Consider the following 13,877-nt stretch of genomic DNA (forward strand, 5'->3'; position numbering starts at 1 on the left):
TCCCTCCCATCATGTTTGCCGATGGACTCTGGCTGCCGCCTGGAGGATGGTCTCCCCATAAGCCAGACGCTCCTCTTCTGGTAGCACGGTCAGTGCCATCTCGTCACAGGCCAGTTCAATGTCTCGGTCCACCTGACGCACCATCAGCCACATCACCGGATTGAACCAGTGCACCGAAACTGTCAGCATCACCAACGCTTTCAGCCAGATATCTCTGCGGCGGTAGTGAATCAGCTCATGGAGCAAAGCATAGTCCAATCCGTCCTCTGGCGATGCGTTCTGAGGTAACATCAGGGCAGGGGCCACCAGTCCCGTCAACATGGGCACCTCCAGCCCGGGGCACGCCAATAACTTAGGTACACGCTTAAGATTCAACCGCTGGGCCTGTGCCGCATATCGGCAGCACACCTCTTCCCGGGTCTCCACCGATGCCCAGCGTCTCAGATAGCGGCGCAGTCTCATGTGGGACACCCCGCTCCACACCAGGACCCCGCATATTCCCAACAGCCACACCCCGCTGACGATGTGAGACATGGTAAGCCCTGGCGCTTCTTCCTTTCCATCGGGACGCAGCAGGGAAGAGGTTCCCCCATCCGGGGCAACCGTAGGCGCAGCGGATACCGCCACCGGGCGGTCCATCTGGGGCACGGTCATCTGAACCGGGGCTTGGACCTGGGGCACTAGGGGCAACAAAACAATCAGACGCAAACACAGCAGCGCCCAAATCACACACCGCCACTTGGCCGCATATCTGGCCCGGGTAACTCGTGCCACTCCCATGAGAACCAGCGCCACCACGCCGCCCCCCAGGGACAGGGCAAACAGATCCATCAAAATCTCATCCATGGTCCCCTCCACCCAATTGGTCCAGGAGAGACCGGAGGTCCTCCACCTCCTGTTTCGTCATACCCCCCTTGGCCAGTGCGGCCACAAATTTGCGGGGAGAGCCGTCATACAGTTTGGAGAGAATGGAATGGCTGTCAAAGGTGAGGTACTCCTCCCGACTCACCAGAGGCGTGTAGCGGTTGAGCTTTCCGTCCCGTCTGGCGCTGACAAACCCCTTTTCCGTCAAACGAGTCAGGTACGTGTTCACCGTGTTGGAAGCCAGCCCCAGGGGCGCCAAGGTCTCCTCCAGCTGCGCCCGGGAGGCATCACCTCCGCAGGCCCACAGGGCCTTCATCACTTCCAGCTCGCTGTCTGGCAAATGCTTCATGGTATCACCAACTTCATATGTAGTAGTTAATTATATACTACACTTGAAGTAGATGGTTGTCAAGGGATTTTTGCCTATCTCTCTCCGTATACATGAAGCCAAGAAGGAGGAGGGGAGACACATGAAGCCCAGATTTGCAACCCTGTACGAAATCCAAGATGCCCGCCCTGTCTCACCGGAGACAGACCCGGAATTTTTTCAGCTACTCCGTACCAGTCTACTTCTGGCCCTAGGCGAACAAGGGATATTGGAGCGGGAGCAGATAGACCTGGCCTTAGAGCAGCTAGAAAAGGGCAATCAGCCATGATTTCCGTGGCCAGCTATTGCCGAGTCTCCACCGATAAGGAGGACCAGGCAAACTCCTTTGCCGCTCAGCAGCGCTACTTCTCCCAGTACATCCGCCAGCATCCCCAGTGGGAGCTGTATCGCATCTATGCCGACGAGGGTATCACAGGCACCAGCACCAAACGGCGGGTAGCCTTTCAGCGGATGATTCAGGACGCCCAGGACGGGAAATTTCGCATCATTCTCACCAAGGAAGTCAGCCGTTTTTCCCGAAATCTGTTGGACACCATCGCCTATACCAGGAAACTCAAGGCCCTGGGGATCTCGGTTCTCTTTCTCACCGACGGCATCAACACCATGGACCCGGACGCAGAGCTACGGCTGTCCATTATGGCCTCCATTGCCCAGGAGGAGAGCCGAAGGACCTCAGCCCGGGTGAAATGGGGACAGACCCGGCAGATGGAGCGGGGGGTGGTATTCGGGCGGTCCATGCTGGGGTACGATGTGAAAGATGGGGTACTCTCCATCAACCCAGAGGGAGCCCGTCTGGTGCAGCGTATTTTCCACCTGTATGGGGCGGAAAAATTGGGCACCACACAAATTGCCCGGTTGCTGGAGCGGGAGGGAGTGCGTACCTTTTCCGGGAACCCCCATTGGAGCAGCAGCCACCTGGTGAAGCTCTTAAAAAATGAAAAGTATGTGGGGGACCTGGTGCAGAAAAAGACCTATACTCCCGATTATCTCAGCCATGCAAAACGGCAAAACCACGGAGAAGAGCCGCTGGTTACTCTGAAAGACCATCACCCTCCCATCATCTCCCGGGAGCTGTGGAATACCGTACAACAGGAGTTACAGCAGCGCAGCAAGCACACCCCTCGCAGCTGTTCCGTGCATTATGCCCTGTCCGGTAAGATCAAATGCGGGGTATGCGGTGCCACCTTCGTAGCTCGGCGGCGCAAGCTCCCGGACGGAAGAGTCATTCTCCGGTGGAGCTGCGCCTCATCCGTCCGTGGAGGGTGTAAGATTGCCCGCATTCTCCGGGACGATGATGCCAGGCAGATGTTCCGTCAAGCCCTGTTTGCTCTGGAGTTGAGTCCTTCCAGCCTACTTACCTCCATGACCCATCTGCTTCATGGAGAGAACCCCAACAGAGAACAGATGGAGCGAGAACAAGTGCACATCTTAGACCGAAAAACCGTCCTTCTGGACGCCTACGCCTCTGGGCATATTACCAAGGAGGAACTGGCCCTTATGAAAGAGACGTACGACCGAAAACTCACCAATCTGGAACAGCAGTTGCAAGCCCCTTCGCCAGATATCATCCCAGAGGAAGCAGTGGAGCACATTCTCCAACACCCAGAGGCCAGCGATGCCCTATGTAAGCTGCTAGTGGAGAGCATCACGGTCTGCCCCCAGCGAATTGTGGAGCTAAAGCTATCTCATCTCCCCATGAGGTTCCAATTTCGAGATGGAACTCCGCTTGCCAGCGGGTAGGAAAAAGACTATACTAGTGGTATCCTCAGAAAAGGAGGGGCCACCGTGGACACTCCCATTGTGCAGCGCCTGTTTTCCCTGCAAGATCTGACCTATCAGAGGTTTCAGTGTAGGCTTATGCCCACCGTCAATCCGGACGTGGTCATCGGTGTACGCATGCCTGAACTCCGCCGACTGGCAAAGCAATTGCGGGGCACTCCTGAGGCAGAACACTTTCTCCGCCAGCTCCCACACACCTACTACGAGGAAAACAACCTCCACGGCTTGTTGCTGTGTGAGTGCAAGGAATATGAGGAGACCGTAGACGCCCTGAACCATTTCCTTCCCTATGTGGACAACTGGGCCACCTGTGATTTGCTCAGCCCGAAAGCATTTGCAAAGCACCCGGAGGCCTTGTCTCGCCAGGCGTGGACCTGGATGCAATCGAACCATACCTATACGGTGCGCTTTGGCCTAGGCGTTCTGTTGCGTTTCTACCTGGATAGCTATTTTTCGCCAGAGTATCTGGATTGGGCCGCAGAGGTAAGAGCAGAGGACTACTATGTCCAGATGATGGTGGCATGGTACTTTGCAGAGGGCCTGGTGAAGCAATGGGATGCCGCCTTACCCTATCTTACCCAACACCGACTCTCCCCCTGGATTCACAACAAGACCATTCAGAAGGCCACGGAGAGTTTTCGCATTGACCCGGAACAGAAGGCATTTTTGCGCTCTCTGCGGGTCAAATAAACCTGTATATCAAATACCGAGAGGAGTTTTTATCATGAGAATTGCAGTTACCTATGAGAACGGACAGATTTACCAGCATTTTGGACACACCAAGCAATTTAAAGTATATGACATCGTAGATGGAGCCGTGGCAAGCACCCAGATCGTGGACACCAACGGCAGCGGGCATGGGGCCCTGGCTGGATTCCTCGGCAACCTGCATGTGGATGCCGTCATCTGCGGCGGCATCGGCGGAGGCGCTCAGAACGCCTTGGCCAATGCCAACATTCGGCTCTACGGCGGCGTCTCCGGCGGGGCCGATCAGGCGGTAGAGGCACTGTTGGCCCAGACCTTGAACTACACCCCCGATGTAACGTGCAGCCACCACGGGGAGCACCATCACCATGACCACACCTGTGGCGACCATGGCTGTGGCGGTCATGACCACGGGGAACACTGCTCCCATGAATAAGCGGAACGCAGCGGAGATTTTCGCTGTATACACCTTTCCCTGTGGTTCTTTTCGCATCGAGCAAGCGGGGGACTGTATTGTCTCTATCTCCGCTGTGCAAGGTCCGGTTCTGGACTATGGGACCCCCACACCGCTGACCCAGCAGCTGGCCAGCCAGATGGAGGAATACTTTCAGGGCAAACGTAAGGACTTTGATATCCCATATTCCCTTCATGGCACCCCGTTTCAGGAGCGGGTCTGGCAGGCACTATGCCGGATTCCATACGGCCAGACCCTCAGTTACCGGGACATCGCCGAAGAAATTGGACAGCCAAAAGCTTGCCGGGCTGTGGGCATGGCCAACCACCGAAACCCCATGATGCTGGTGGTGCCTTGCCACCGGGTCATTGGAGCAGACGGCTCTTTGGGCGGTTACGCCGGAGGGCTAGAACTAAAGCGATTTCTTCTATCCCTGGAACAACACCATACTTTATGATTGAACAGCAGCGGTAAGTCCTGGCTTATCGCTGCTGTTATTCACAGTTTGTTTCTGGACAACGGTGGCCAAATGAGATACACTGTGGCTACTTAAATAGAAAGGGGGAAGATTCCCCAGTGAAACTCTTGCTGCGTATCACCAAGATTTTTACCTGCATTGTGCTGGCGTGCACGGTGCTGGGCATTGTGTCTGTATTTGCCATCAACGCACGTGTCACCCATGTGGGAGGGGAGCGAATCCTCACCGCTGAACAGGCCGCAGACCTGACCGATGTGGACTGCATTCTGGTACTTGGTTGCGGCGTCAAGGCCGATGGCACCCCCAGTCTCATGCTGGCGGATCGTCTGGAGCGGGGCGTGGAACTCTATGAGCTAAATGTGGCGCCGAAGCTTCTGATGAGCGGCGATCACGGACGGGAAGGCTATGACGAAGTGAACGCCATGAAGCAGTATGCCATGGACGCCGGCGTTCCGTCCTCCGACGTCTTTATGGACCACGCCGGATTTTCCACCTATGAGAGCATGTACCGGGCAAAGGAGATTTTCCAAGCCCAGAAGGTGGTCATTGTCTCCCAGGAATACCACCTGTATCGGGCCATCTACATTGCCCAGGCGCTGGGGCTGGATGCCTACGGAGTCGCCGCCGACGGGGAGGACTACGCAGGGCAGTGGCAGAGAGATGCCCGGGAAGTCCTGGCTCGGGTCAAAGATTTCTTCACCTCCATCTGGAAGCCTGAGCCTACTTATCTAGGCGAAGCCATCCCCGTCAGTGGAGACGGAGATGTGACCAACGACGGTTAACCTCTGGGGCGGCGGGGCAGTTTTGAGCCCCGCCGCCTGGACGAAAAATTTTTTCAAAAAAAACGCAAATTCCCTCTTGCATTTTTCTTTCTCGTATGCTAGTATATCTAAGGTCAATCGACAGAGCAAAATTGAACATCCGGGTGTGGCGAAGTTTGGTATCGCGCTTGACTGGGGGTCAAGAGGCCGCAGGTTCAAGTCCTGTCACTCGGACCAATAAAAAAGACACCATCGACAAAGGTCGGTGGTGTCTTTTTTATTGCCTCGGCTGGCTGTGTGAACCTGCACCTTGCATGGTATCATTTTGACCCTTCTGTACCGATATCGGTGAGTAGCCCTTTCAGCTCTGGCCATGGCATGGAATACCGCTGGCTGAGATAGCGCAGGGAGGCCCCAAGTTCGCCGTCTGGGCCGCCGTATTGACTGATAATCAGGGCAGCCAGCTTGGGATTGGTATTCTTAATACGCACGGGGTACTGTAGCTTTTTCTCATAGACAAACATCAGCGCATTCCTCCTTCCTGGCGGTATTCCCAGGGCCAGGGGTCATTGAGCCAGGTGTACTGGTCCTGATTGGCTGCCGCCTGCTGGGTGAGCGGCCCATACATGGCCTCGTAACGGCGTCGGCCCTCCTTGGCCAGCTTGGCATACTCCCGGAAAAGGTCGAACGCCTCTTTGTCCTGGGGATGGGTGTCCAGATACAGGCCCAGCTCGGTGAGGACAAAACTCAAGGCCTGGAGCTCCAAGGCCCCAGTCTGGGCCGGAGTGGCCGCCACTGCGTTGATCTGGAAGGGCAGATTCAGGCCGGGAAACAGGGTGCCGTTGGCCAGAGCGTCCTGCTGGGAATAGGTCTGGCTCCCGTTCTGCTGAAACGGAACATAGGGGACCGCCAAGGGCGCGCAGGATGGGAGTGTCCCCATCCCGTCACCGCAGGGGCGGTTGGTGGGTTCGTTCATATTCAAAAGAATAGCCTCCTCAAACATTTTAGCATCACATGCCACATCATCCTATGCCATCCTCACCCAGGTTGACAGCCACCCGCAAAAACTGCATATTGAAATGCTGTGAAAACTGTGGTACAATGCCATTAAATAAGCTGAATGGAGGGATATCCATGACTCACGTCAAGACTCTCAACGGTGCTACTCTGAAGCAGAGCGCTGCTCACGGTGGCTGCGGCGAGTGCCAGACCTCTTGCCAGTCCGCTTGCAAGACTTCCTGCACTGTCGCCAATCAGAAGTGTGAGAACAATCACTAATCATTGATTAGACACCGGAAAGGGTGGGCCTTGTCCCACCCTTTTTCTGTGTGTTTGAAGGAGAACTAGTTATTATGGTACATACTTTTCACTGTTTGGATGCGAATATCGCGGTGGATGTGAACAGCGGTGCCGTTCATGTGCTGGACCAGACCGCTTACGACCTGCTGTCCCTGCTGGACGGCCCCATGGCAGAGCACTGCCCGGACGAGGTGGCCGCCAAGTTGCCCCAGTACGACCGCGGGTCTCTCAACTGCGCCTGGGACGATCTCTACCAGCTGCAGCAGCAGGGGCTTCTCTTCACGGACGATACCTACATCGACCCTGAGGCCGCTGTGCTCATGCAGAAGGATGCCCCCGTCAAGGCCCTGTGCCTCCACGTCTCTCACGACTGCAACCTGCGCTGCAAGTACTGCTTTGCCTCCACCGGCGACTTCGGTACCGGCCACCGCATGACCATGAATGTGGAGACCGCCAAGAAGGCCATTGACTTCGTCATCGCCCGCTCCGGCAAGCGCCACAACATCGAAGTGGACTTCTTCGGCGGCGAGCCCCTCATGGCCATGGACACCGTCAAGGCCACTGTGGACTACGCCCGTTCCCTGGAGAAGGAGCACAACAAGAACTTCCGGTTCACCATCACCACCAATGGCATTCTGCTAGACGATGAGACCATCGACTACATCAACGAGAACATGTCCAACGCCGTGCTCTCTCTGGATGGCCGCCCTGAGGTCAACGACAACATGCGCCCCACCGTCAACGGCAAGGGCAGCTACGATATGATTCTCCCCAAGTTCCAGAAGCTGGTGGCTGGACGTGGTGACAAGGACTACTACTTGCGTGGTACCTTCACCCGTCACAACCGGGACTTCGCCCAGGATGTCATCCACATCGCTGACCAGGGCTTCCGCAACGTGTCTGTGGAGCCTGTGGTGGGAGATTCCAAGTATGACTACACCTTCAAGGAGGAGGACCTGCCCGGCATTCTGGAGGAGTACGAGAACCTGGCCCGGGAACTGCTGGACCGGGACGACATCAACTTCTTCCACTTCAACGTGGACCTCACCCAGGGCCCCTGTGTCATCAAGCGGATGCGCGGTTGTGGCGCTGGCTGTGAGTATGTGGCCATCACTCCCGACGGCGACATCTATCCCTGCCACCAGTTTGTGGGCAAGGAAGAGTACAAGCTGGGCAACGTGTATGACAACACCTTTGACATGGACATTTCCCGGAAGTTTGCCGGGCTGAACATCTACACCCGCCCCGACTGTAAGGACTGCTGGGCCCGCTTCTATTGCAGCGGCGGCTGCTCCGCCTCCAATCTGGAGGTCAACGGAGACATGATGATTCCCAATCGGTTTGGCTGCGACATGCAGCGCAAGCGTCTGGAGTGCGCCATCGCCATGAAGGCCCACCGTGCCGGTATGGTCTAAATTCCTTTCCAGGCTATCTCAATCGCCGCCTCTTTCACAGGGGCGGCGATTCTCTTTTGCATAGTTTCCCCGGGGATGCATAGGTTAGCAAGAGGTGATGAAACGATGACGCATCCCAAGCGGCTATATTCGCCACGAACATCCCGGGGACAGGGGAAGCGGCGGGAGAGAGGCCCGCTCTTCTTTCTATGCATATTCTGCCTGGTGGGCGTACTGCTAGGCAGCATTTTTGCTGCGCTTGGAGGCCGTCATCCCCAGTTCTCCGACCAATTGACCAGCTATTTTCAGTCGGTGGCCCAGGGAACAGTTCCTCCCGTCTCCTTTTGGTCCACCGTCTGGGACATTCTCTGCTGGCCCTTGCTATTGGTGCTGCTGAGCTTTGGTCCTCCCGGCGTGGTAGGGGTACCATGCGTACTCCTCATCCGGTGCTTTCTCCTCAGCTATGCCTGCTCCAGCTTTGTCGCCATGTTCGGCCTCTCTGGTCTGGGATGGGGGGCTCTATTCTTTGGAATCTCCGCCATTTTGGTGCTACCTCTCACCCTGTATGTGGCAAAGTGGTCGTTTACCAACGCCCTGCGAAAATGTATCCCCCAGGAGTCCTCGGCCAAACTCCTGCCTCCATGGTCTGCGCTGGTCTGCTGTGGGGCTCTGTTTGGTCTTTCCTACTTCCTGCAAGGGCATTTGCTCCCATTCCTTCTCCCAGGTTTGTGTCAAAAGTTGCTCTCTCTGCTCCCCTTGGGCTGAAAAGTCCGGGGTACCCAGCACTCCCTTTCCCTTGCGGCTGGTGGCAAATTATGATACAATAGTTCGAGTAAATTTCCAGGGCAGGGGAGGGAGAACCGAGTGCGGATATTGGGGATTGACCCAGGCTATGCCATTGTGGGATTTGGCCTCATCGACTCCCAGCCTGGCAGACAACAGCTGGTGGCCTGCGGGGCCATCAACACCCCGGCAGGGGTGCGTCTGCCCGCCCGACTGTGGCAGATTGCCACAGACCTGGAGGAGCTGATTGGGCAGTTTCACCCGGAGGTTTTGGCGATTGAGGAGCTGTTCTTCAACCAAAACGTCACCACTGGCATCGGCGTGGCCCAGGCCAGAGGGGTGATTTTAATGACTGCAGAGAAATGTGGTCTGCCTGTGGTGGAGTATAACCCCTCCCAGGTCAAGCAGGCCGTGGTGGGATACGGCAAGGCGGAAAAACGGCAGGTGATGGAGATGACCCGAAAGTTACTTCACCTGGCCAGTGTGCCCAAGCCGGATGACGCCGCCGATGCGGTGGCCATCGCCCTGTGCCATGCCCGCAGCTGCACCTCGCTGCTGTCCCGATCTATGAACCATACCTAAGGAGCAAGCTATGTTTTACTATCTCAACGGAACGGTGGCCCATATTGGCCCCTATCTGGCCGTCATTGACTGCGGCGGCGTGGGCTATGCCTGCCGCACCACCAACCATACTCTGGCTGGTCTGACCCGCGGGGCACAGGCCAAGCTCTACACCTACCTCCACGTCCGGGAGGATATTTTTGAGCTCTACGGATTTTCCACGGAGAGCGAATTGTCCAGCTTCCAGATGCTCATTGGGGTGTCCGGTGTGGGCCCTAAGGCCGCTCTGGCCATTCTCTCCTCCAATACGCCGGAGGGACTGGCTCTGGCCATCGTCTCGGAAAACGAGAAAGCCCTGACCTGCGCCCCTGGCATCGGAAAGAAGATCGCCCAGCGCATCATCCTGGAGCTCAAGGACAAGCTGTCCAAAGGACAGCTCACCACCAGCAGCGGGGAAGCCTTTGCCGGCGGCGTGACCATCATTCCCGAAAACAAGACCAGCGAGGCCTCGGCAGCTCTGGCCGTCCTGGGATACAGCCAGCCCGAGATTGCCGCTGCGTTGAAGGGCCTGGATGTGGACCAGCTGACCTTGGAAGAGATCATCAAGCAGGCGCTCAAGCGCATGGTCCGCTAAATGAGGTGTGACAGATATGAGCATTGATTTTTCCAACCACGAATATGAAGGGTCGGACTTCGAGCCCCTGGTCAGCACCTCTCTGACGCGAGCGGACGATGGGGAGGCCTCTCTGCGGCCTCAGACCCTGGACCAGTACATCGGCCAATCCAAGGCCAAGGCCAACCTGGAGGTGTTCATCCAGGCGGCCAAAATGCGGGGCGAGCCCCTGGACCACGTGCTGCTCCACGGCCCCCCGGGCCTGGGCAAAACCACCCTCAGCGGCATCATCGCCAACGAGATGGGGGTACAGATCCGTATCACCTCCGGCCCCGCCATTGAAAAGCCGGGGGATTTGGCGGCTCTGCTCACCAACCTCCAGGAAAATGACATTCTGTTTGTGGACGAAATCCATCGGCTGAACCGCTCGGTGGAAGAAATTCTCTACCCAGCCATGGAGGACTACGCCATTGACATCATGATTGGCAAAGGCCCTTCCGCCAACTCTATCCGCCTGGACCTGCCTAAGTTCACCCTCATCGGCGCCACCACCCGGGCAGGGCAGCTGTCCGCCCCTCTGCGGGACCGCTTTGGCGTCACCCTCCGTCTGGAGCTGTACACCCCCGAAGAGCTCAGTGAAATTGTCACCCGTTCGGCCGGCATTCTCAATGTGCCCATCGAGCCAGACGGAGCCATGGAGATTGCCCGGCGCAGCCGGGGCACACCCCGTATCGCCAACCGGATGCTGCGGCGGGTGCGAGACTTCGCCCAGGTCACTGCCGGAGGCGTCATCACCCAGGGAGTAGCCGACCGGGCTTTGCAGGCGCTGGAGATTGACGCCCTGGGCCTGGACCAGATCGACCGCCGCATGCTGTTGAGCATCATTGAAAATTACAACGGCGGGCCTGTAGGCCTGGACACCTTGGCCGCCACCATCAACGAGGAGTCCGTCACCCTGGAGGATGTGTACGAGCCCTATCTGATGCAGCTGGGCTTTCTCACCCGCACGCCCCGGGGCCGCTGCGTCACCTACAAGGCCTTTGAACACCTGGGACTGACACCACCCAACCGCGGAGAAATGGAACAACTTTCCTTTTGATTGCCAGGTTTTCCAGAACCTTTCCAGATGCTTTTTAGATTTTGCATAAAAATCATTGACAATCGCGCCAGTTTGTGATAAAAATAAACAAGGTTACAGTATGAAGGACATTGAGGAGTTGACAACAGAATATTCTGATGAGGCACTTTGTGCAAAGGCCAGAGAGGGCGATTTGACGGCTGAGGAAGAGTTGGTTCTGCGCTATCAGCGGCAGGTCCGCATCTGCGCCCGCCCCTTCTTTTTGGCAGGTGGCGACAGCGAGGATTTGATTCAGGAGGCCATGTTCGGACTGATCAAAGCCATCCGTGAATTTGACCCCAGTCGTGACGCTACCTTTCGCACCTTTGCCGACGTCTGCATTCGCAATCGCATTCGTTCCGCCGTTACCTCTGCATCCCGGGGGAAACACACACCTTTGAACGACAGCGTCCCCTTTGACTCCATTGAGGCAGAGAGCGGTTCCAGTCCGGAAGAGCTCTATATCTCCAGAGAGGAAGAGACGGAGCGGATGGAACAGCTCACCAAGTGTTTGTCTTGTCTTGAACGGCAGGTTTTGACCCTGTTCCTGCAAGGACTCTCTTATCAGGAAATCAGTTGCCACGTCGGTCGCTCTGTGAAGTCTGTGGACAACGCAGTACAACGGATTCGACGAAAGGTTGCCCCATATTATGGCGATTTCAGCGAGAGCTGACGCAAATATTACAGTCCCAGCAGAGGCATTTCCCGGTTCTGGGCATCAAAAGAGAGGGTATTTCCATGTACGAAGACAAGACTTTAGTATGCAAAGAGTGTGGCCAGGAGTTCGTGTTCACCGCCGGTGAGCAGGAGTTCTACGCTGAGCGTGGCTTCCAGAATGAGCCCCAGCGCTGCAAGGCCTGCCGCGACGCTCGCAAGGCTGCCGCCCGTGGTCCCCGTGAGTACTTCACCGCCACCTGCGCCGCTTGTGGCCGTGAGGCGAAGGTTCCCTTTGAGCCCAAGTCCGACCGCCCTGTTTACTGCAGCGAGTGCTTTGCCAAGATGCGTGAAGAGGGCTAAGCCTCTATCTTTGTTGCATCCAAACGGAGTTGTCTTCTCGGCAACTCCGTTTTTATTTGTCCAGTTCATGGTAACGTTTTTCTAAGGACGTCTTGTTCCGGTTGTCGAACTGTGATATAATGCTATCATTACGGGACATTGAAATGATAGCCGTTTTTTGTTCCTGAACGAAGTGGGGAATCCAAGGTTTTTCCCTGCTCATATCCAATAAGGGGGTTCTTTTCACCGTGAACAAATCTATTTACGAAAGTCCTCTCTCGTCTCGCTATGCCAGTGATGAGATGCAGTACATCTTCTCTCCGGACAAGAAGTTCTCCACATGGCGCAAGCTGTGGGTGGCGCTGGCTCGGGCCGAGATGGAGCTGGGCCTGCCCGTGACTCAGGAGCAAATTCAGGAGATGGAGGCCCACCTGACCGACATCGACTATGACCTGGCCGCTCAGAAGGAGAAGGAGCTGCGCCACGACGTCATGGCTCACATTCATACCTTCGGCACCCTGTGCCCCAAGGCCATGCCCATCATCCACTTGGGCGCCACCAGCTGCTATGTGGGCGACAACACCGATGTGATCATCATGCGGGAAGGCCTGGAGCTGATTCGCGACAAGCTGGTGCGGGTGCTGTCCAACCTGTCCCAGTTCGCCCTGAAATACAAGGCTCTGCCCACCCTGGGCTTTACCCACTTCCAGGCCGCTCAGCTGGTCACGGTGGGCAAGCGCGCCACTCTGTGGATGTACGAGCTGCTCATGGACCTGGAGGAGATCGAGTACCGCATCGCCAACCTGAAGCTGCTGGGCTGCAAGGGCACCACCGGAACTCAGGCCTCCTTCCTGGAGCTGTTTGAAGGGGACCACGAGAAGTGCAAGGATCTGGACCGCCGCATCGCCAAGGAGATGGGCTTCGAGGCCTCCGTCCCCGTATCCGGCCAGACCTACTCCCGGAAGGTGGACTCCGCCATCGTCTCCACCCTCTCCGGCATCGCCCAGTCCGCCAGCAAGTTTGCCACCGATGTGCGCCTCCTGTGCCACCTCAAGGAGGTGGAGGAGCCCTTCGAGAGCAAGCAGATCGGCTCTTCTGCAATGCCCTATAAGCGCAATCCCATGCGCTGCGAGCGCATCTGCGCTCTGGCCCGCTATGTAATGGCCGACGTAATGAACCCCACCTTCACCGCTGCCACCCAGTGGTTTGAGCGCACTCTGGACGACTCCGCCAACAAGCGCATCTCCGTGCCCGAGGCCTTCCTGGCTGTGGACGCCATTCTCAACATCTACGAGAACGTGTCCGCCGGCCTGGTGGTCCACGAGAAGGTAATTGAGAAGCACATCCTGGAGGAGCTGCCCTTTATGGCCAGCGAGAACATCATGATGGACGCCGTGAAGAAGGGCGGCGACCGTCAGGAGCTCCACGAGCGCATCCGCGTCCACGCCCTGGAAGCTGGCCGCAATGTGAAGGACCTGGGCCTGAACAACAACCTCATCGACCTCATTGCAGAAGATCCCCTCTTCGGCATGAGCCGGGAGGAGCTGGTGGCCCACATGGAGCCTTCCCGCTACATTGGCCGCTGCCCCCAGCAGGTGGAGGACTTCATTGCTGAGTGCATCACCCCCGTACTGGAGGCCCATTCTCAGGCTCTGACTGGAGTTCACACCGAACTCAAGGTTTAA

The 13,877-nt window shown here is 56.9% G+C and carries 16 protein-coding genes, 1 tRNA gene and 2 pseudogenes; 15 read left to right on the top strand and 4 right to left on the bottom strand.

Going from position 1 to position 13,877, the window contains the following annotated elements:
• Positions 1 to 9: 9 nt before the first annotated feature.
• A complete protein-coding gene (locus E0L15_RS00270) occupies positions 10 to 846 on the bottom strand; it encodes a M56 family metallopeptidase (protein ID WP_168124128.1) in 837 nt (278 codons plus the stop codon).
• Positions 839 to 1,213 carry a BlaI/MecI/CopY family transcriptional regulator gene (locus tag E0L15_RS00275; protein WP_087229905.1) on the bottom strand — a complete coding sequence of 125 codons (375 nt, stop codon included), beginning with the start codon at positions 1,211 to 1,213 and terminating at the stop codon, positions 839 to 841. Before E0L15_RS00275 ends, E0L15_RS00270 begins: the two co-directional genes overlap by 8 nt.
• Positions 1,214 to 1,334: 121 nt before the next feature.
• Between E0L15_RS00275 and E0L15_RS00280 the strand changes: the two genes are divergently transcribed.
• The 7 genes and pseudogenes from E0L15_RS00280 to E0L15_RS00310 all read left to right on the top strand — a co-directional run bounded on the left by E0L15_RS00280 (position 1,335) and on the right by E0L15_RS00310 (position 5,666).
• Positions 1,335 to 1,520: a hypothetical protein gene (locus E0L15_RS00280; protein WP_168124129.1), complete on the top strand. Its 186-nt coding sequence runs from the start codon at positions 1,335 to 1,337 to the stop codon at positions 1,518 to 1,520.
• Positions 1,517 to 2,992, top strand: coding sequence for a recombinase family protein (locus E0L15_RS00285; protein ID WP_168124130.1), 1,476 nt, complete (start codon positions 1,517 to 1,519; stop codon positions 2,990 to 2,992). The genes E0L15_RS00280 and E0L15_RS00285 overlap by 4 nt, the downstream gene beginning before the upstream one ends.
• 45 nt (positions 2,993 to 3,037) lie before the next feature.
• Positions 3,038 to 3,721 carry a DNA alkylation repair protein gene (locus tag E0L15_RS00290; protein WP_168124131.1) on the top strand — a complete coding sequence of 228 codons (684 nt, stop codon included), beginning with the start codon at positions 3,038 to 3,040 and terminating at the stop codon, positions 3,719 to 3,721.
• Between the two features lie 31 nt (positions 3,722 to 3,752).
• Positions 3,753 to 4,172: pseudogene (locus E0L15_RS00295) on the top strand (NifB/NifX family molybdenum-iron cluster-binding protein); the annotation flags it as partial.
• The gene (locus tag E0L15_RS00300; RefSeq protein ID WP_243155325.1) at positions 4,105 to 4,647 is read left to right on the top strand and encodes a methylated-DNA--[protein]-cysteine S-methyltransferase; all 543 of its coding nucleotides are present in this window, start codon (positions 4,105 to 4,107) and stop codon (positions 4,645 to 4,647) included. The pseudogene E0L15_RS00295 and the gene E0L15_RS00300, both read left to right, overlap by 68 nt.
• Before the next feature lie 119 nt (positions 4,648 to 4,766).
• On the top strand, positions 4,767 to 5,450 hold the full coding sequence (locus E0L15_RS00305) for an ElyC/SanA/YdcF family protein (protein ID WP_347565955.1): 684 nt from the start codon (positions 4,767 to 4,769) through the stop codon (positions 5,448 to 5,450).
• A 139-nt stretch (positions 5,451 to 5,589) separates the two neighbouring features.
• Positions 5,590 to 5,666, top strand: a tRNA-Pro gene (locus E0L15_RS00310).
• A gap of 95 nt (positions 5,667 to 5,761) precedes the next feature.
• Here E0L15_RS00310 and E0L15_RS00315 read toward each other — a convergent pair.
• A pseudogene (locus E0L15_RS00315) lies at positions 5,762 to 5,953 on the bottom strand (manganese catalase family protein); the annotation flags it as partial.
• The gene (locus E0L15_RS00320) at positions 5,953 to 6,405 is read right to left on the bottom strand and encodes a spore coat protein CotJB (protein WP_087390076.1); all 453 of its coding nucleotides are present in this window, start codon (positions 6,403 to 6,405) and stop codon (positions 5,953 to 5,955) included. The pseudogene E0L15_RS00315 and the gene E0L15_RS00320, both read right to left, overlap by 1 nt.
• A gap of 158 nt (positions 6,406 to 6,563) precedes the next feature.
• Here E0L15_RS00320 and scfA point away from each other — a divergent pair, with 158 nt between their 5' ends.
• The 8 genes from scfA (at position 6,564) to purB (ending at position 13,877) form a co-directional block, all read left to right on the top strand.
• Positions 6,564 to 6,707 carry a six-cysteine ranthipeptide SCIFF gene (gene scfA / locus E0L15_RS00325; protein ID WP_087229878.1) on the top strand — a complete coding sequence of 48 codons (144 nt, stop codon included), beginning with the start codon at positions 6,564 to 6,566 and terminating at the stop codon, positions 6,705 to 6,707.
• 74 nt (positions 6,708 to 6,781) lie between these two features.
• Positions 6,782 to 8,143, top strand: coding sequence for a thioether cross-link-forming SCIFF peptide maturase (scfB, locus tag E0L15_RS00330; protein WP_168124133.1), 1,362 nt, complete (start codon positions 6,782 to 6,784; stop codon positions 8,141 to 8,143).
• Between the two features lie 843 nt (positions 8,144 to 8,986).
• Positions 8,987 to 9,487 carry a crossover junction endodeoxyribonuclease RuvC gene (gene ruvC, locus E0L15_RS00335; protein WP_087229868.1) on the top strand — a complete coding sequence of 167 codons (501 nt, stop codon included), beginning with the start codon at positions 8,987 to 8,989 and terminating at the stop codon, positions 9,485 to 9,487.
• A 10-nt stretch (positions 9,488 to 9,497) separates the two neighbouring features.
• A complete protein-coding gene (ruvA, locus tag E0L15_RS00340) occupies positions 9,498 to 10,100 on the top strand; it encodes a Holliday junction branch migration protein RuvA (RefSeq protein WP_087369302.1) in 603 nt (200 codons plus the stop codon).
• Between the two features lie 16 nt (positions 10,101 to 10,116).
• Entirely contained in the window at positions 10,117 to 11,178 is a 1,062-nt protein-coding gene (gene ruvB / locus E0L15_RS00345) for a Holliday junction branch migration DNA helicase RuvB (protein WP_168124134.1), read from the top strand.
• A gap of 100 nt (positions 11,179 to 11,278) precedes the next feature.
• A complete protein-coding gene (locus tag E0L15_RS00350; RefSeq protein WP_168124135.1) occupies positions 11,279 to 11,869 on the top strand; it encodes a sigma-70 family RNA polymerase sigma factor in 591 nt (196 codons plus the stop codon).
• A 65-nt stretch (positions 11,870 to 11,934) separates the two neighbouring features.
• Positions 11,935 to 12,213, top strand: a complete 279-nt coding sequence (locus E0L15_RS00355) for a zinc-ribbon domain containing protein (protein ID WP_087229856.1) — start codon at positions 11,935 to 11,937, stop codon at positions 12,211 to 12,213.
• 227 nt (positions 12,214 to 12,440) lie between these two features.
• A complete protein-coding gene (gene purB / locus E0L15_RS00360; RefSeq protein WP_168124136.1) occupies positions 12,441 to 13,877 on the top strand; it encodes an adenylosuccinate lyase in 1,437 nt (478 codons plus the stop codon).

The organism is Pseudoflavonifractor sp. SW1122, from assembly GCF_012027765.1.
In the GTDB taxonomy this organism is placed as follows: domain Bacteria; phylum Bacillota; class Clostridia; order Oscillospirales; family Oscillospiraceae; genus Enterenecus; species Enterenecus faecium.

Coding starts and splice junctions, on each gene's coding strand:
- E0L15_RS00270 (WP_168124128.1), bottom strand. CDS start 846: ATGGATGAGATTTTGATGGATCTGTTTGCCCTGTCCCTGGGGGGCGGC.
- E0L15_RS00275 (WP_087229905.1), bottom strand. CDS start 1,213: ATGAAGCATTTGCCAGACAGCGAGCTGGAAGTGATGAAGGCCCTGTGG.
- E0L15_RS00280 (WP_168124129.1), top strand. CDS start 1,335: ATGAAGCCCAGATTTGCAACCCTGTACGAAATCCAAGATGCCCGCCCT.
- E0L15_RS00285 (WP_168124130.1), top strand. CDS start 1,517: ATGATTTCCGTGGCCAGCTATTGCCGAGTCTCCACCGATAAGGAGGAC.
- E0L15_RS00300 (WP_243155325.1), top strand. CDS start 4,105: ATGACCACACCTGTGGCGACCATGGCTGTGGCGGTCATGACCACGGGG.
- E0L15_RS00320 (WP_087390076.1), bottom strand. CDS start 6,405: ATGAACGAACCCACCAACCGCCCCTGCGGTGACGGGATGGGGACACTC.
- scfA (WP_087229878.1), top strand. CDS start 6,564: ATGACTCACGTCAAGACTCTCAACGGTGCTACTCTGAAGCAGAGCGCT.
- scfB (WP_168124133.1), top strand. CDS start 6,782: ATGGTACATACTTTTCACTGTTTGGATGCGAATATCGCGGTGGATGTG.
- ruvA (WP_087369302.1), top strand. CDS start 9,498: ATGTTTTACTATCTCAACGGAACGGTGGCCCATATTGGCCCCTATCTG.
- ruvB (WP_168124134.1), top strand. CDS start 10,117: ATGAGCATTGATTTTTCCAACCACGAATATGAAGGGTCGGACTTCGAG.
- E0L15_RS00350 (WP_168124135.1), top strand. CDS start 11,279: ATGAAGGACATTGAGGAGTTGACAACAGAATATTCTGATGAGGCACTT.
- E0L15_RS00355 (WP_087229856.1), top strand. CDS start 11,935: ATGTACGAAGACAAGACTTTAGTATGCAAAGAGTGTGGCCAGGAGTTC.